Origin of the sequence: Sulfurovum indicum, assembly GCF_014931715.1 — a bacterium.
Lineage (GTDB): Bacteria > Campylobacterota > Campylobacteria > Campylobacterales > Sulfurovaceae > Sulfurovum > Sulfurovum indicum.
On the sequence record NZ_CP063164.1, the window covers coordinates 827,599 to 844,336 of the forward strand.

At 45.5% G+C, this 16,738-nt stretch carries 19 protein-coding genes; 12 read left to right on the plus strand and 7 right to left on the minus strand.

Annotated elements, in window-relative coordinates; genetic code table 11:
- Window positions 1-13: 13 nt before the first annotated feature.
- Both IMZ28_RS04200 and IMZ28_RS04205 read left to right on the plus strand, forming a co-directional pair.
- Window positions 14-880 carry a DnaJ C-terminal domain-containing protein gene (locus tag IMZ28_RS04200; RefSeq protein ID WP_197549497.1) on the plus strand — a complete coding sequence of 289 codons (867 nt, stop codon included), beginning with the start codon at window positions 14-16 and terminating at the stop codon, window positions 878-880.
- A gap of 124 nt (window positions 881-1,004) precedes the next feature.
- Window positions 1,005-1,376, plus strand: coding sequence for a heat shock protein transcriptional repressor HspR (locus IMZ28_RS04205; protein WP_197549498.1), 372 nt, complete (start codon window positions 1,005-1,007; stop codon window positions 1,374-1,376).
- A 50-nt stretch (window positions 1,377-1,426) separates the two neighbouring features.
- Here IMZ28_RS04205 and IMZ28_RS04210 read toward each other — a convergent pair whose 3' ends face one another.
- From IMZ28_RS04210 to recO, 3 genes are all read right to left on the minus strand, one after another.
- Window positions 1,427-1,729 (minus strand): glycine zipper 2TM domain-containing protein, encoded by a 303-nt coding sequence (locus IMZ28_RS04210; RefSeq protein WP_197549499.1) that lies wholly within the window; start codon window positions 1,727-1,729, stop codon window positions 1,427-1,429.
- 78 nt (window positions 1,730-1,807) lie between these two features.
- Window positions 1,808-2,182 carry a hypothetical protein gene (locus tag IMZ28_RS04215; protein WP_197549500.1) on the minus strand — a complete coding sequence of 125 codons (375 nt, stop codon included), beginning with the start codon at window positions 2,180-2,182 and terminating at the stop codon, window positions 1,808-1,810.
- Window positions 2,183-2,295: 113 nt separating this feature from the next.
- The gene (gene recO / locus IMZ28_RS04220) at window positions 2,296-3,009 is read right to left on the minus strand and encodes a recombination protein RecO (protein ID WP_197549501.1); all 714 of its coding nucleotides are present in this window, start codon (window positions 3,007-3,009) and stop codon (window positions 2,296-2,298) included.
- A 186-nt stretch (window positions 3,010-3,195) separates the two neighbouring features.
- Between recO and gltB the strand changes: the two genes are divergently transcribed.
- The 4 genes from gltB to IMZ28_RS04240 all read left to right on the plus strand — a co-directional run bounded on the left by gltB (window position 3,196) and on the right by IMZ28_RS04240 (window position 10,375).
- Window positions 3,196-7,614: a glutamate synthase large subunit gene (gene gltB / locus IMZ28_RS04225; protein WP_197549502.1), complete on the plus strand. Its 4,419-nt coding sequence runs from the start codon at window positions 3,196-3,198 to the stop codon at window positions 7,612-7,614.
- Window positions 7,615-7,712: 98 nt separating this feature from the next.
- On the plus strand, window positions 7,713-8,474 hold the full coding sequence (locus IMZ28_RS04230) for an inositol monophosphatase family protein (RefSeq protein WP_197549503.1): 762 nt from the start codon (window positions 7,713-7,715) through the stop codon (window positions 8,472-8,474).
- Window positions 8,464-9,312 carry an acetyl-CoA carboxylase, carboxyltransferase subunit beta gene (gene accD, locus IMZ28_RS04235; RefSeq protein ID WP_197549504.1) on the plus strand — a complete coding sequence of 283 codons (849 nt, stop codon included), beginning with the start codon at window positions 8,464-8,466 and terminating at the stop codon, window positions 9,310-9,312. The genes IMZ28_RS04230 and accD overlap by 11 nt, the downstream gene beginning before the upstream one ends.
- Before the next feature lie 154 nt (window positions 9,313-9,466).
- On the plus strand, window positions 9,467-10,375 hold the full coding sequence (locus IMZ28_RS04240; protein ID WP_197549505.1) for an alpha/beta fold hydrolase: 909 nt from the start codon (window positions 9,467-9,469) through the stop codon (window positions 10,373-10,375).
- Window positions 10,376-10,478: 103 nt separating this feature from the next.
- On the opposite strand, the gene IMZ28_RS04245 is transcribed toward IMZ28_RS04240, so the two are convergent.
- The 3 genes from IMZ28_RS04245 to IMZ28_RS11065 form a co-directional block, all read right to left on the minus strand.
- Window positions 10,479-11,108, minus strand: coding sequence for an NAD(P)H-dependent oxidoreductase (locus IMZ28_RS04245; RefSeq protein WP_197549790.1), 630 nt, complete (start codon window positions 11,106-11,108; stop codon window positions 10,479-10,481).
- Between the two features lie 229 nt (window positions 11,109-11,337).
- Window positions 11,338-11,946, minus strand: a complete 609-nt coding sequence (locus IMZ28_RS04250) for a hypothetical protein (protein ID WP_197549506.1) — start codon at window positions 11,944-11,946, stop codon at window positions 11,338-11,340.
- Between the two features lie 19 nt (window positions 11,947-11,965).
- Window positions 11,966-12,088 carry a hypothetical protein gene (locus IMZ28_RS11065; RefSeq protein WP_269472902.1) on the minus strand — a complete coding sequence of 41 codons (123 nt, stop codon included), beginning with the start codon at window positions 12,086-12,088 and terminating at the stop codon, window positions 11,966-11,968.
- A gap of 103 nt (window positions 12,089-12,191) precedes the next feature.
- Between IMZ28_RS11065 and IMZ28_RS04255 the strand changes: the two genes are divergently transcribed.
- From IMZ28_RS04255 to IMZ28_RS04265, 3 genes are all read left to right on the plus strand, one after another.
- Complete coding sequence (locus tag IMZ28_RS04255; protein WP_197549507.1) at window positions 12,192-12,341, plus strand: tautomerase family protein; 150 nt, start codon at window positions 12,192-12,194, stop codon at window positions 12,339-12,341.
- A gap of 91 nt (window positions 12,342-12,432) precedes the next feature.
- The gene (locus IMZ28_RS04260; protein WP_197549508.1) at window positions 12,433-12,807 is read left to right on the plus strand and encodes a hypothetical protein; all 375 of its coding nucleotides are present in this window, start codon (window positions 12,433-12,435) and stop codon (window positions 12,805-12,807) included.
- Complete coding sequence (locus IMZ28_RS04265; protein WP_197549509.1) at window positions 12,804-13,484, plus strand: class I SAM-dependent methyltransferase; 681 nt, start codon at window positions 12,804-12,806, stop codon at window positions 13,482-13,484. Before IMZ28_RS04260 ends, IMZ28_RS04265 begins: the two co-directional genes overlap by 4 nt.
- Before the next feature lie 25 nt (window positions 13,485-13,509).
- On the opposite strand, the gene IMZ28_RS04270 is transcribed toward IMZ28_RS04265, so the two are convergent.
- Window positions 13,510-13,980 carry a leucine-rich repeat domain-containing protein gene (locus IMZ28_RS04270; protein ID WP_197549510.1) on the minus strand — a complete coding sequence of 157 codons (471 nt, stop codon included), beginning with the start codon at window positions 13,978-13,980 and terminating at the stop codon, window positions 13,510-13,512.
- Between the two features lie 53 nt (window positions 13,981-14,033).
- On the opposite strand from IMZ28_RS04270, the gene IMZ28_RS04275 reads away from it, so the two are divergent.
- The 3 genes from IMZ28_RS04275 (at window position 14,034) to IMZ28_RS04285 (ending at window position 16,738) form a co-directional block, all read left to right on the plus strand.
- Window positions 14,034-15,563 carry a CCA tRNA nucleotidyltransferase gene (locus IMZ28_RS04275; protein WP_197549511.1) on the plus strand — a complete coding sequence of 510 codons (1,530 nt, stop codon included), beginning with the start codon at window positions 14,034-14,036 and terminating at the stop codon, window positions 15,561-15,563.
- 135 nt (window positions 15,564-15,698) lie between these two features.
- On the plus strand, window positions 15,699-16,373 hold the full coding sequence (locus IMZ28_RS04280) for a hypothetical protein (RefSeq protein WP_197549512.1): 675 nt from the start codon (window positions 15,699-15,701) through the stop codon (window positions 16,371-16,373).
- Window positions 16,370-16,738: a DUF2237 family protein gene (locus IMZ28_RS04285; RefSeq protein ID WP_197549513.1), complete on the plus strand. Its 369-nt coding sequence runs from the start codon at window positions 16,370-16,372 to the stop codon at window positions 16,736-16,738. Before IMZ28_RS04280 ends, IMZ28_RS04285 begins: the two co-directional genes overlap by 4 nt.

The window sequence follows — 16,738 nt, forward strand, 5'->3', positions numbered from 1 at the left end:
GTAGGATAGTACCATGTCAAAAAGTTTATATGAGACCTTAGGTGTCAGCGAAAATGCGAGTGCTGACGAGATAAAAAAAGCATACAGAAAACTCGCAAGAAAATACCACCCTGATATTAACAAAGATGCAGAAGCTCAGGAGAAGTTCAAGGAGATCAATGCTGCCTATGAAGTACTCTCGGACCCTGAGAAGAAAGCGCAGTATGACCAGTTCGGTGATCAAATGTTCGGTGGTCAGAACTTCCATGACTTTGCACGCGGTCAGGGTGCAGGTGTGGATCTTGATGAGATCCTTCGTCAGATGTTCGGCGGCGGCGGTGCCGGCAGCTTTGGCGGTTTTGGAGGATTCAGTGGGGGATCCAGCGGTTTTGGAGGCTTCGGTACGCCGGACCTTGATATTCATGCGCGTATAACCGTACCTTTCATGGTCTCTATTAACGGCGGAAAACACAACATCTCCGTAAACGGTCAGAATTTTGACATCAAGATACCGGCCGGTATCAAGAGCGGAGAGACACTGCGTGTCAGAGGAAAAGGAAAGCAGTATAACGGACATAGCGGTGATCTGCTTATTAAAGTAGAAGTGGCAGATTCCGGTGAGTATGAAAGAAAAGGCAATGATCTTTACAAGACCTTTGATGTGTCACTCAAAGAGGCTCTCTTTGGCGGAAAAGTACAGGTGCAGACTCCGGAGAAAGAGGTCTCACTGAAGGTACCGAAAAATACAAGGAACGGACAGAAATTCAGACTTAAAGGCAAAGGGGTACCTGACAGAAAGACAGCGATGAAAGGTGACCTCTATCTCATTGCCAATGTCATACTTCCCGATGTGGACTCACTTGATCCTGAATTAAGAAAAGTATGTGAGGAAAAGTTATAATTCCTGTCCGCTGTAAAGATTTAGTGATTTAGCCGGAGAAACCTGGAAGAGCCCGGCCTCTTCAAGAAGAAAAGAATGAAAACAACTATGAATATTATGAATATAAAGAAGAAAGGAGTAGAAGATGCATAGCTATGATGAACCCGTATATTTGATCTCAGTTGTGGCGACGATGTTGGATATCCATCCGCAAACGCTTAGGCAGTATGAGCGTGAGGGATTGGTGGAGCCTTCACGTACACAGGGACGTATGCGTCTCTATTCGCAACGTGATATTGACAGAATGAAGCTTATTTTACGCCTGACACGACAGATGGGAGTAAATCTTGCCGGAGTGGATATTGTGCTGCAGTTAAAAGAACAGATCGATGAGATGCAAAAAGAGATCGATACACTGCGTGAAGAATTAAGCAAGGTCAACAGAAACGGTTCGGTACATTCCAGTAAAGCTTTGGTTGCCAAGAACAGTTACGACATCATTATTTTTGAAGAGTAGAGAAGCCTCTCTGCGAGGAGAGAGGGTGAAACAGGCAGACTGCTTCTTTCTTAATCTACGTAATGTGCTCTGCCTTGACTGTCAAGATAGTAGGTGTGCCCGTACTGATCCTTGTAGTATTTACGCTGTTTGTCCTGCTGGGAACCGTAAAGTGCACCGGCTACTCCTCCAAGCGCTGCTCCGGCTACAGTCGATTTGGTATTACCGCCGATCGCCTGTCCCAGTACTGCACCGCCGGCCGCACCGATAAGCGCCTTCTCTTCAGTGTTGCTTAAACCCTGTTCCGCACATCCTGACATTGCTATCACTGCTGCACTTGCTGCTACAAGTGTTTTAAGTTGTAACGTTTTCATTTGATACTCCTTTTCTGTAGTATTGTAATAACTATTGTAACATAAAAATTTCTATAATCAAGGGGTACGGTCCCAGTTTCAGCGACGGCAACTGTTTCCACGAGATCCCCAGTGTACGATCGTACCTTTTCTATTGACCTCGAGGAAGACTTTACAGGTTTCATACTCTATATCGCTGCCATACCCCATACTACCGTAATAGCCCCAGTTTCCATAACCATATACCGATGTAAATGCCGGGTTTGAGTATATGCTGGTCTTCTCATAGACATAGACTTCATTCCCGTTAGAGAGTCTGTAGGTTGTATCGGGGTATCCTGCCTCTTTTACAAAGGTATGGATATTCTGTCCCACCCACGCGTCGTAGGTCTTAACAAAGTTTTGATGCGTTGCACATCCTGTCATCCATAGCAGTATGCTGCCGAACACCACACTTTTCAAGAAGATTCTCATGATCATATCCTTATAGACTGGGCTATTTTTTATTTTATACTGTTTTTGTGAACAGATTGTGAACTGAATCGTCAATGCTGTTACGACAGACAGAAGCAGTTCTGTTTTAAGCCTTATAACCCTTTCATCACTACATCGAACAACAGGTCGACCTCATGATCCTCCAAAAAGACTGTTTTTTTGCTTTCAAAGAAGTCAAGTATTTTTTTGGTAGGCAGTGCAGGAGTGTAGATACAATACGGATGTGCCGGCTTGAATGCCTGCATAAGGGCTATCTCCTCTTCGATACGCTGTTCACATATGTAGCACTTCTCGTCTGGGTAGAGTCTGCCTTCAAAATCCAGTAGTTTGATGTAGCTTTCACAGATGAGACGTTTCGGATTCTGTCTGTCCCATTTTTTGGCAGCATCCAGCAGCAGATCGAAGTAGAACGGATCGATCTCTTCGGTATCTTTGAGGTGAGGTTCGAACTTCTGGATAAAGTTATGCCAGAGCAGTAACCTGTTGCGTTCAAACAGCCAAGGAAAACCGATGTGCGTAAGTGAACGCAGACGTGGAAGAAACCTGCCGTCTTCCCCCTCAACTTCAAAATCGACAAGGTTTCCCAGCTGCAGGATGGAGTGGCGTGCACCAAAAAAACGATAGTAGGTACGTATATGATATCTACTCAGGATCAAAGCAATGGAGTCTTCATTTTTGGCTTTTCGTACCCGTAGTATGAACCCTTTGATGCTGTATCCTTTCTTGACGGAAGTTTTATGGAGGCACCGCCAAAAAACTGTAAATCCGGAATATGTATGAGAGATCACCGATCTTTTACAGATCATTTCCGGAGCCAGGTTGATGCCACTGAAATTATAGTCGATTTCGTGTTAAATAAGGGTGCATGTGATCCATGTGCGGGCGCCGCTTAACCCCTTATTAATTTGATTATAACCAATTTTTAAGTATAATCGTCCCCATTTTGAACGCTTGTATACAGTGTTTATTCATTTTATTTTTAAGGTTGGAATATGAGAGATTTATTTACCTCGTTTAAGGATAATTGTGGGTTCGGGCTTTTATGCTCCATCGACAATACACCTACACATCAAAACTTGGAAGATGCCATTATATCGCTGTCACGTATGATGCACAGGGGAGCGATCGCTGCGGACGGAAAGACAGGTGATGGTTCGGGGCTGCTTCTCTCTTTGCCAAGATCATTTTTTGAATATGTAGCGGGAAAAGAGGGTGTGGATCTTCCCGAACAGTATGCTGTAGCGATGGTCTTCTCCCGTAACCCGTCTGATTTTGATGTCATTGAGAAAGTCTGTAACAACAATGATCTTGAAGTGGTCTACAGCCGTACGGTACCGGTAGATACCAATGCTCTTGGAGAACAGGCCCTTGCTACGCTTCCAACCATCAAGCAGGTTTTTGTCGCACCAAAGGGTGTAGTGGCTGCCGAGCGTTTTGATGCGCTCGTCTACCTTTCGCGCAAAGAGATAGAACATGAGCTGAAGCATGACAGAGATTTCTATATCCCTTCATTCTCGACCAAAGTAGTCTCTTACAAGGGACTGGTCATGCCGACACATATTAAAGAGTTCTACCAGGACCTTGCAGATGAGAACTTCAAGATCTCTTTCTGTCTCTTCCATCAGCGTTTCTCCACCAATACTCTGCCTGAGTGGAGACTGGCACAGCCTTTCAGAATGATCGCGCATAACGGTGAGATCAATTCGGTCACCGCCAACCGTTTCAATGTTAAAGCCAAAATGGCGGCAGTGAAATCCAACGTCTTTAGCGATGAGGAGATGAAGCGCCTGACCGATGTGATCCAGGACGGAATGAGTGATTCTGCAAGCCTTGACAACTTTATGGAGTTCCTCAGGGTCAATGGCGTGGACTTCTTCAAGGCAGCACGTTCTCTTATTCCTGCACCATGGCATAATGCATCACAGATGGACAGTGATCTTAGAGCCTTTTATGAGTATGCAAGTACCTGTTTTGAGCCTTGGGACGGACCGGCGGCAGTCAGTATGACCGATGGCCGTTATATTGGCTGTGTACTGGACAGAAACGGTCTGAGACCTTCCAAGTATATCATTACAACCGATAACAGGCTCCTGATCACTTCCGAGTACGGTGTACTTCAGATCCCTGAAGAGCAGATCGTAGAACGCGGACGTTTGCAGTCCGGTGAAATGATGGGGGTTGACCTCAAGTTCGGAAAAGTCCTCAAATCACACGACATCGATGACTATCTCAAGTCCATGCACCCTTACAACAAATGGATCAGTCAGAACATGAGCTATCTCCAGGAGCATGTGCCCAACACATCTGTTGACGAGGTATCGACTGACCATCATGAAATGGAAGCAAAACAGCGCTACTTCAACTATACCCTTGAAGTGATGAGAGAGGTTATCAAGCCGATGATCGTGGAGGGGAAAGAGACCACGGGTGCCATGGGTGACGATACGCCTATTGCTGCCTTTTCTACGCATCAGAGAAACTTTACCGACTTCTTCAAACAGAAGTTTGCACAGGTAACCAATCCGCCGATCGATCCGATCCGTGAGAAGGTCGTTACCAGTCTCAATACAGGTTTCGGTGAGGTCAGAAATGTGCTTTCGGATGATGCCGAGCATGCCAAACGTCTCAAGACCGTGCTGCCTGTCATGTCGGCAGAGAAGTTTGCCATCTTGAAAGAGTTCGGTACAGAAGGGAATGAAAAATACGATCCGGCCTACAAGTATGCTTCTTACGACACCAGCTATACACATGATCTCAAGGCAAGTCTGAAAACGCTTGTAGAGAAGATCGTAGCAGATGTACGTGACAAGGGCATAAGAACGATCATACTTGATGACAGAGGTCTCTCAAGTGAGACAAAGACCATTCCGATGCTAATGGTGATCGGACGCCTGAGCCAACAGCTGGTAGAAGCAGAACTCAGGCATCTTACGAGTATCGTTGCAGTGACAGGTGAGGTCTTTGACCCTCACTCCGCAGCCTGTATGATCGGCTATGGAGCAGCGGCGATCTATCCGTATCTGCTCTACTATACAGTAGAACAGCTTGTTGCAGATGAGACAGATGATATGCAGGCAACGCTTAGACGTATCAGACGTGCTATGGGAGCAGGACTGCTCAAGATCATGTCAAAAATGGGTATCTCTACCATCTCTTCCTACAGAAACTCCAGACTCTTTGATGTGATCGGTCTGAGTGATGAGATCGTCAAAGAGTGTTTTGACGGTACACAGGGACTGCTTAAAGGACTCGGATATGAAGATATCGACCAGAGACTCAACAGCTACCATCAGCGTGCCTATACTGATAAGTTTGAAGGTAAAGCCAAAGGGCTTTACAAGGGTGGATTCTACAAGTATAAAAAAGGAGAAGAGTTCCATGACTTTTCCCGTCCTACTATTGCAGCCATCCAAAAGTGTGGGGAGACAGGAAGCAGAGAGGATTATAAGAAGCTTGAGGAGCTGGTAGATAAAAGGGACAAGAAGTTCATCCGTGATTTCTTTGAGCTTCATTCGCCGAGAGAGCCTATCAGTATTGACGAAGTAGAGCCTGTTTCTGAAATATTCAAACGTTTTTCGACTGCTGCGATGTCCATGGGATCAATCTCACAGGAAGCGCATGAGGTACTGGCCGAAGCGATGAACACTATAGGAGCAAAATCCAACTCCGGAGAGGGGGGTGAAGATCCGGCACGCTACGGAACCATCAAGAACTCCAAGATCAAGCAGATCGCTTCAGGACGTTTCGGTGTGACACCGGAGTACCTGCGTTCGGCTGAAGAGATCCAGATCAAAGTAGCCCAGGGAGCAAAACCGGGCGAAGGCGGACAGCTGCCGGGGAGTAAAGTCTCTCCGCTTATTGCAAAACTGAGATTCACCAAACCGGGAGTGACCCTTATTTCTCCGCCACCGCACCACGACATCTACTCTATCGAAGACCTTGCACAGCTGATCTTTGATATGAAACAGATCAACCCCAATGCGAAGGTAGCGGTTAAACTGGTCTCTACTGCCGGAGTCGGTACCATTGCGGCAGGTGTCGCCAAAGCCTACGCAGACAAGATCATCATTTCCGGTGGAGACGGCGGTACGGGAGCAGCGCCTATCGGTTCGATCCGTTTTGCAGGGAATCCGTGGGAGCTTGGCCTTTTTGAAGCGCACAATGCCCTCAAGGCCAACAATCTAAGAGGTCAGGTAACGGTTGAGACCGATGGTGGTCTTAAAACAGCACTTGATGTGGTCAAAGCAGCGATCTTCGGTGCGGAAGAGTATGCTTTCGGTACGGGCGCACTGGTCATTGTCGGATGTATGATGCTGCGTGTATGTCACCTGAACACCTGTGGTGTCGGTGTTGCGACACAGGATCCTCATCTGCGAGCACGTTTTAAAGGCAATGTGCAGAAAGTCATCAATTACTTTACACTACTTGCAGAAGAGGTCAGGGAGATTCTTGCTTCACTTGGCTATAGAAGCCTTGAAGAGATCGTTGGTAAGACAGAGCTGCTCAAAGTGATTGATGATGAGTTTGCAAAGAAATTCGACTTTGAACAGTTCCTGGAGAAGGTAGACGGTGTGGATACCTGCCAGGTAGCATCCAATGAGCCGTATGATAAGAACGAGTATGAAAAAGCGATCGTTGAGGAGCTGATGCCAACCATAAAAGATCCAGCCAAACCGGTAGTACTCAATAAAGAGATCACCAACCTGAACAGAAGTTTCGGTACACGTATCTCCGGTGAGATCGCAGCACTTTACGGAAATAAAGGATTACCGGCCGATACGATTACCATCAACCTTACAGGTGTTACGGGGCAGTCACTCGGTGCTTTCCTTGCCGAGGGTGTGACAATTAATGTACGTGGTGCAGGAAATGACTACATCGGTAAAGGGATGAGCGGCGGAAGAATTGTGATCACATCAAGCAAATGCGGTCCGGAATTCGCATTGGGCGGGAACACCTGTCTGTATGGTGCAACGGGCGGTACTCTCTATGTCAGCGGTCAGGTTGGAGAACGCTTTGCCGTAAGAAACTCCGGCGCGACCACGGTTGTTGAAGGTACGGGTGATCACCCATGTGAATATATGACAGGCGGAACAGTGGTCATTCTTGGTAATACCGGTGTAAACTTCGGTGCAGGTATGACAGGCGGTAAGGCATTCGTGTATGATGAAGATGGCACTTTCTATGAAAAACTCAACCCTGAGCTTGTAGAAGCGATCCGCATCGATACGGATGAGTGGGACTTTGAGATGTTCGAACTTAAAAGGCTGCTCAAAGACTATGTGGAAAAAACAGGCAGCAGAAAAGCACAGGATATCCTTGATAATTCAAGAACATCCATACGCAAATTCTGGATGGTTGTTCCACGCGGTGCAAGACCGACACTTGAAACAAATAAAAAAGGTGAATAGAGGTGTTCATTGCTATGCAATGACATGAAGAGTGAATAATTAACAGTGGAGAGAGCCGGTATGCTGTTTGGCCGGAAAGCTTCATGAAAAGGTGATTGATGAGCCAGTTTATTGAAGCATGTATCAGAGCCAATGAAGAGATCGCTGCTGCATTGCAGAACAGCTTTGATGATACCTGGTTTGAAAAAACAGAGATCGGTGCCGGGGGCGATGTCAGTTCCAGGCTCGATCTCTTTGCCGAATCTGTTTTTGTCAAACACTTGAGTCATTTCGGGCAGATAGAGTCTGAAGAGTCAGGACTCATAGGGGAAGGTGATGTAAAGATCATTATTGATCCTCTTGACGGTTCTTCCAATGCACTCTCACTTTTTCCCTATTACGGCACCTCGGTTGCAAGAGTGAATGCCCGGGGTATTCTGGATGCAGCAGTAGTCTGCAACCTTGCCAACGGAGATATTTTTGTTAAAACCGTTCAAAACAAAACACGGCAGGGAAAACTCTTTTCTGCTGACTTTCAAGACCCCAAAACGGTTCCCGGCTCGGAGATAGGGCTTTTTGAAAAAGCCTATGCCAATTCGGCACTGATAGCGATGATGGATGCAGAAGGTCTCAAGTTCAGGGCCCCAGGTGCGATCGCTCTCTCTCTGGCTTATGCCCAAACGGTAAACTTTGTACTCTTTGTCGGTCCGTTCCGTATCTATGATTTTGCTGCGGGATTGGCACTTTGCGAAGGGCTTGAAGTGATCGTTGAGCAAGATTATGTTATAGTATCAAAAGATATAGATACGGTCAAAAAACTGGAAGAGATGATAAAAAAGACCAGAAGTTTAGAAAAAGAGGAAGTGAAGAATGGAATTTAGCAGTATGTTCAGTAATCTGTTTGGAAAAGAGAAAACAAAAGAAGAACAACAGAACCAATGGATTAAATGTCCCAAGTGTACCTCTCTGATGTACTACAAAGAGGTTGAGGCAAAGCAGAATGTCTGTCCAAAGTGTAACCATCACTTCCGTATCAGTGCGGACAAACGTATAGAGTCCATTGCTGATGAAGGCAGTTTTGAAGAGCATGATGCTTCGCTTGCTCCGATCGATCCGCTGAAGTTCACAGACAAGAAGTCATACAAGAAGCGTATTGAAGAAGCAAAAGCAAAAACAGGGAAAACCTCTTCTGTTGTCAGCGGCAGCTGTACGATAGGCGGTATACCGGCAGAGCTGGTTGTCTTTGACTTTGCATTTATGGGCGGAAGTCTCGGTTCGGTTGAAGGTGAGAAGATCGTCCGTGCGGTCAACCGTGCTATTGAAAGAGAGTGTGGTGTCATTATTGTCTCAGCATCAGGCGGTGCCAGAATGCAGGAGAGTACCTATTCACTGCTTCAGATGAGCAAAACCTCTGCTGCACTAAAAAGACTCAGTGATAAAGGTCTGCCGTATATCTCTGTACTGACCGACCCGACTATGGGTGGTGTTTCTGCTTCATTTGCAATGCTGGGTGACATCATTATGGCGGAGCCTGGAGCCCTTATAGGGTTTGCAGGACAGCGTGTTATCAAACAGACAGTCGGTGTTGACCTTCCTGAAGGCTTTCAGCGTTCGGAGTTCCTGCTTGAGCATGGACTCATCGATATGATCGTCAACAGAGCAGATATGCGCCAGACCATTGGTGATCTTCTCAAACTGATGGACAGAAAAGCAGGTTAACATCTTCTCTTCTCCTGCAGGGGCAGAACACTCCCCCTGCATTTCTTTTTCCGGGCAGCAGGTATCTGCGCACCACATTTTCATATCAATGTATACGTTTTATTTGAAATAAGAGAGTATTGTCCTATAGTGTACCAAGAGAGAAAGGCACATGATGTATTTACCGTTACAAAATGAGACCATTGTATTGGCCGACGGCAGAATACTTGGTTTTGCTCAGAGCGGCGATCCTGAAGGAAGGGCCGTTTTTCATTTTCACGGTCTTCACTCTTCACGTCTGGAAGCAGTAGTGGTACATGAGATCGTAAAAGAGGCGGGGATCCGGTTCATTGGCATAGACAGACCCGGTATCGGTCTTTCCTCATTTCAACCGGGACGAACGATCCTTGACTTTCCATCAGATGTTGAAGCATTGGCGGATGCATTGGGTATAGAAGAGTTTTCTCTAACGGCTGTCTCTGCAGGATCACCCTATCTTTTTGCCTGTCTGCATAAACTACCGCGCAGAGTCTCTTCCTGTGCCATTATTGCCGGCGTTCCGCCGGTATTGGAACTGGGGGTTGACAAGATGCCAAAAGAGAGCAGGATTTTCATCTCTATAGCACAAAAATTTCCATGGCTCATTCATCCTCTCTTCTGGTTTCACTATGGACGGCTAAGCAGACACGATTCGGATGCAGAGAGGTTTTTAGATCATATTATACGAACATTGGAGAGGGTGGATCACCTATTGCTTGAAAACAGGGATACAAGAGAAGTACTCTTACAGACATTCAGGGAGTCATACAGGCAGGGAAGCAGAGGTGTCGCCTGTGACGGTATAGCGGTCTTTGCAAAGCCGTGGGGATTCTCCCTTGAAGAGATCGATTTTAGGCCAGTCCGTCTATGGCATGGGGGGAAAGACAACGGAGTTCCCGTTCAGCTGGCAGAGAGCGTGGCAGAGCGGCTTAAAGGAGCAGAACTGACGATCTATCCTGATGAGGGGCATCTCTCTATTGTTTTTCATCATTTTCAAGAGATCATTCATGCACTGCAGACAGACGATCATGGGTTTCAAAGATAACAGTGTTGTTCCGGTCGTTATTGAGCAGCACTTTGCACTGTGCTTTTGGGGACTGCTGACACGCTTTGGGAGGAGTAAAGGTATCTATCCGGACTGTGGGACATCAGTCCAAAAATGTCACCACTTCTTCAAACGGTATTCTTAGCTGTTCACTCTGTTCGTTGACCCTGTATCCAAAAGCACACAGTACGGCAACCTGATATTGCGTCGTATCTATCTGCAGTAACTTCTCTACATTCTCTTTTTCAAAACCCTCAATAGGACATGAATCTATCTTCTCGTAAGCTGCAGCGGTCATCATATTGGCCAACGCGATGTAAGTCTGCCGTGCTGTCCAGCAGTATGTCTTCTCATCGGTAGAGAAGGTATCGGCAAGAAAGGTCCCGTAAAGATCGATATAGGCATCTATTTTCTCCGGCGGCAGCGGACGTCTTGCAAAACGTTTTTGGGGAATACCGCTTTTCGGTCTTACGCTTTCAATGGCTGCGAGGATAACCACAACGTGTGAACAGCTGGTGATCTGCGGCTGGTTCCAGCACAAAGGACGCAGTCTGGATTTGAGCTCATCTTTGCTTATGACCAGAAACTTCCAGGGTTCCATTCCAAAAGAGGAGGGTGAGGTGCGTCCTGCCTCGAGAATATAGTGCATCATCTCATCGGGGATCTTTCTTGTCTCATCAAAGAGCTTGCAGGCGTGACGGAACTGCATGGCTTTGGTAAAATTATTCTCTATCATGGCAAATCCTTGTAGTGTTTTGTATAGCATATAACATTTAGATAAAAAACGCCTTGTGTTACTATGTCTGCTACACAGGTAAAAGAGGATATAGACACGAATTTACCTTCCAAACACCACATTGCTATGGAGTACATATACGTAAACAGGGCTTAGAAGTGCTTCAAGAGCTTGAGTTTAATGCTCACAGGTATTGGGAACTTGGTATATATGAGAAACAGATCAGTTAAGTTTTAAGTATGAAAGTCTTTAATATAGCTTCGACCTGTCGTCTGTGTACAATTTGATGTACCATACCCAGAATAGACCATTGTTTGGGATTGAATGCTCCAAACCATGGATGTTCGGAGGTATTGTCAATATGGATATCCTCAATGTTGTTTTCAAGTTTTTCTCTATAGGTTGTCAAAAATGCTTCAAACTGTTTGATGATATCATCATCTATTTCGGTATAGGGTTTGACATCTTCTATCTTGACATCTCCTGAGAGTGTTTTTCCTTGTGAAAGGATAGGGATTCGAGTCTGAAGGGCTTGACCTACCATGAGCAGATGTTCAATAACCATAGCAACCGAGTAGTATCTTGAGTTGTCCTCAAGACCGAAGAGTTTGGGTACCAGCACACGTTGAAAAAGCTGCTCTTTGTTTAGTTGTGATGCCATAGCAATGATTTTTTCCCCTTCTTGATCATAGATATCCCATGCCTTTTTCCATGAGACAGAACGGTTAAGCAGCGGGAAGATTACATATTTTGCTGCTATACGTTTGTAGGAGGATATACCGTTTCCTGCTTTGTCTAATGTAGTAATGATCTCAGTAGAATCCGGTTCTTTCATAGTTGCTCCATAGTTCTTATCAGTATAGATCTTTGACTTTTTTATGTTTGATTTGGATATTTTCAAGATAGAGGTTGTCATTGAGTATAATCAATGCTGCTTTTCCAGTCTCTATAAAGTAGTTGGGGATGGTTACTGTCATAGCGTAGATTATAGCGTTTTTTATGATCGTATGGCAAGAAAGGGAAGGGAGAAGCATCACTGTTTCCCAAACATAAACGCTTTTCCTGTGAAAAGGGGAAAATATGTTCTTTCCAATGGACCGAAGTGAAGCCTTTGACATTATTGGGATCACGATGATGGCAGGATGTAGCAGTGAAACAAAAAAGAGACTCATTACATTGCTTTTTGAGCAGATACAAAAGGAAGTTGGGATACAATCTGACGATATATAAGTGGTCATTACCGAAGTTCCGGCACAGCAGCCTGGGTTCTTCGGGATGATAGGCGATGAGATCGTACTAAACTATGAGGTGGATGCGCAGGATGCTGAGAACACTTCCGCACAAAAAGATTGTGATGAATGCAATTGCGGCATTTTTCATTTATGGTACATGGGCGTATGGTGCCAATGATGTAGGCGCTGTCAAGTCGGCAATGGCACAGGGGAGCATGAGTTTTGCCAATACGCTTGTGTTAGCGTTATATCTTGAGGTAGTACACCGTATTGCTTCCGGTTTAAAGCAGTTGATCGCTTATGTATTTGCACTGTTTCTGTCAGTTGTGGGTATACAGGTATTGATACACTATACCGTAGGAACACAAAATATCTTTTTGACCATCTTGCCCGGTATGATCATCGGAACAATTTATATCGTAAGCTATTTATACCACTTAAAAAGAATGGAGAAAGTAAAATGAAACTGGAAAATATCGTTCCCTGGGGACGCAGTAAAAAAGAGTATATGGAGATGTTTGATCTCACACAAGAGGAGATTAAGAGCAAGAAGATACTGGGCTGCGGTGACGGACCTTCAAGTTTTAATACCGAAGTAGACTATGATGACGGCTGTGTGGTCTCTGTCGATCCGCTGTATGCCTACAGCAAGAAAGAGATCATGCAGCGCATAGATGAAGTTGCAGACGGGATAATAGCGCAGGTCAAAGCCAATAAAGATAAATTTGTCTGGAAGAATATCCCTGATGTGGAGTCGCTGGAGCATATGCGTATCGAAGCGATGATGGAGTTTTTGATGGATTATGAGGAGGGGAAAGAGGAGGGCAGGTATCTTGCCGAGGCGTTACCGAAGCTCTCTTTTGATGACAAGAGTTTTGATCTGGCACTCTGCTCCCATCTGCTTTTTCTTTACAGTGACCATTTGGATGAAGCGTTTCATCTTGAAGCAGTAGATGAGATGCTCAGGGTTGCCAAAGAGGTACGTATTTTCCCGCTTGTAACACTGAAGAATGAAAGATCTCCCCATGTGGAGACGGTAATGGCCCATCTTAAGGAGCAGGGGTATGATGTAGAGATCGTCAAAACAGAGTATGAGTTTCAAAAAGGCGGGGATGAGATGCTGAAGATCAGCAGAGCATAAGGCTGCCTGCTGAGATGATCTTCTGTTACGGCAGGCGTGAAATGATCAGACTGCCTGGAAGATGTGCAGCAGATCCTGCATGAAGAGGATTGTGGCGGATATCAAGATAGACCAGATCAGGCAGATACTCCAGCGGAGCGATATCTGTAATACGGTTATGGGAAAGAACAAGTTTTTTAAGTGTTTTTATCTCTCCCAGAGGACCGATATCATCAATGCGGTTGTGGTGGAGAAAAAGAAACTTCAGCTTCTGCAGTGTCTGTAATGGTAGAATGTTAATAAGCCGGTTATGGGAGAGTGAGAGTTTATGAATGTTCGGAAGTGAAGCAAGTAAAGCAATATCGCTGATGAAATTATCTGAAAGAGAAAGACGTGTAAGCCATGGAAGTGCAGTGATCTCCTCTGGGATCTCGGTCAGTCCCAGACCGGCAAGATCAAGATAGGGGAGTTTGCTTGCCTTAGACATCTCTATGAGTGCAATTGCTTTTGGATTCATGAGACTCCTTCTTCGTAGTGCTTTTATCATATCTTAGCCAATCTAAAGTCCTGATGAAGTATTATCAGCCAATATCCCAACAGAAAAGACAAGAGATGAAACTTCCCGAGTCACTGATCAAGATCACCCGGTATTTGCATGCACATGATGCCAAAGCAATAGTTGTGGGCGGTGCGGTACGTGATATGCTGCTCGGTCTTCCTGTAAAAGATTATGATGTTGAGGTGTATGGACTGCACAACCTTAAACAGCTTGAAGAGATACTCTCTGTATTTGGCAGTGTGAATCATGTGGGTAAAAGTTTTGGTGTGATGAAACTCAAAGTCGAAAATGAGGAATACGATTTCTCTTTTCCCCGTACAGAACAGAAGGTCGGCAGAGGACATAAAGGGTTTGATGTTGAAGTAGATGGGGCATTGAGCTTTACAGAAGCAGCCAGACGACGTGACTTTACTGTCAATGCACTGGGATATGACATACAAACAGGTGAAGTGCTGGATCCGTTTGGCGGACTGCAGGATATTCAGTACAAAGTACTTCGGCATATTGATGACAATACTTTTGTTGAAGACCCGCTCAGGATATACAGAGCTGTACAGTTTGCTGCCCGTTTCGGGCTGGAAGTAGCTGAAGAGACAGCCAGGCTGTGTAAGCAGATGATCGCAAATGATTTGCTTGATGAACTCCCTAAAGAGCGGATCTATATTGAATGGGAAAAGCTTCTGCTTAAATCAAGCAGGCCCTCTATCGGTTTTGAACTGATGCGGGAGTGGGGGATCACTGAGCGTTATTTCCCGGAACTTCATGCACTTGTCGGTGTGCCCCAGGATCCTGAATACCATCCGGAGGGGGATGTGTGGGTGCATACGATGTTCAGTATCGATGCCATGGCGTCGATACTTGGCAGTGAGGAATTTGGAATGAGGAATGAGGAATGGAGCAAGAAGCGGAAACTGAAGCTTTTGTTTGCAGAGTTGTGTCATGATTTTGGAAAGCCTGTGACCACAACAATAGAACTTGAGGGTGGTGAAATCATTCAATGGAAAGAGCTTCAATGCAATCAAAGCATTTCGGAAGAAATACAAACAAAAATCCCTTATTCAATCCGTGCTCTCGGTCATGAAACAGCCGGTATAGAACCCACCCGCAGCTTTATGTACCGCCTGACCAGAGAACATGATTTCATAAAGAGCATTCTGCCTCTGGTCGAACATCACCTTAAGCCTTCACAGTTCTACAGGCAGCAGGCAAAAGCAGGGGCGATCAGGCGGCTGGCTATGAAAGTGAATATTGAAGAACTGGTGTTGGTAGCCAGAGCAGATTTCCTTGGACGTACAACTAAAGAGGCTGTATTGGGTGAGTATAAAGCAGGGGATTGGCTTCTTGAAAAGGCTGAGGCACTACAGGTAAAGCAGAAGCCTTCGGAACCTTTTGTGACGGGAAAAGATCTTATAGCTCTTGGGTTGACGCCTTCCTGCCAATTTAAAAAAATACTTGATGAGGTGTATGATCTGCAGGTGGATGGTGAACTCTCCAGCAGGGAAGAGGCCCTGCAGTATATTCAGAGACACTATCGTATCTAAGGTTTCAGTAGTTCATATCGCAACACATTTTTCTCTTTTCTTTCAAGGTTTTATTGGGCTTAAGTTCTGTGAAAGCAAATATTGTATAATCACTAACAGTTAACGTAAAGCTGAAATTAAAAATGTGAGGTAGGTATGCAGGAGATCATAGCACATATAGAGAAGACGGTACATACTGTACAGCCGTTTTCCCCGGAAAAATTCGTGAAGATGCTCGATATTGACAGCCATCTGCACTGGAAAGCGAATTTTCCTGTAGCGGTTGTCCATCATAAAGATCGGATGGGTGAGGAAACAGTAGCCTGTTTTGAAAAAGAGGGGCTGTTGGATACTGAAGGTTATACAAGAGAGCTTTATGCGTATGAAGAGCTGAATGAGTTTGCGGCAAAGCTGCCTGAAGCCTTCAAGCGGGTCTCTTCACTCTGTCTTGCCAAAGAGAGTGATTCTTACAGGTATGAACCCAAACGCTCCGGAGACAAGTGGAAAAAGCTTGTGGATAACGGCACTTTCAAAGCAACCATAGAGCTCTCTGTCTATGATGGAACAGCAGAGAAATGCAAGGTAGAAGCAGAGCTGCGTGATCTTATGCGGAGCAGCAAGGAGATCCCTTCACTGAAAGCCATAGGGTTTGTATGGGTGGCTGTTCTGCCAAAAATAAAAAAGATCGATGAGATATTGAAACACTACTTTGGCAACTGCTATTTGAGAATAGAAAATGAAAGCGGGCATGTCTATATAGGCTGGCATGAACAGCTGGGCAATATCAATATGCGCTACTTTGTCTGTCCGCCGAACAAGGAGAAAAAATGAGCACACGACTGAATGTACTGGGAGAGCCTCTGGAGCCGTGCAGTCTGAAACCGATGACGGGCTTCTATCGTGACGGAAGCTGTTTTTCAGGCCCGGATAATCAGGGCCTCCATGCAGTCTGCATCTATGCGAGCGAGGAGTTTCTGGAATACTCCAAAAAAGTCGGTAACGACCTGTCCACCCCGCGACCAGAGTACAACTTTGCAGGGGTCAAGCCGGGGCAAAGCTGGTGTCTGAGCGGCCCGCGTTTCGTGCAGGCACATAAGGATGGTATGGCACCGCATATTTTCATTCATGCTACCCATCAAAGGATGCTGGAATTGATCGATCTGGAAACGCTTAAATCATATGCTATAGACCTGTAA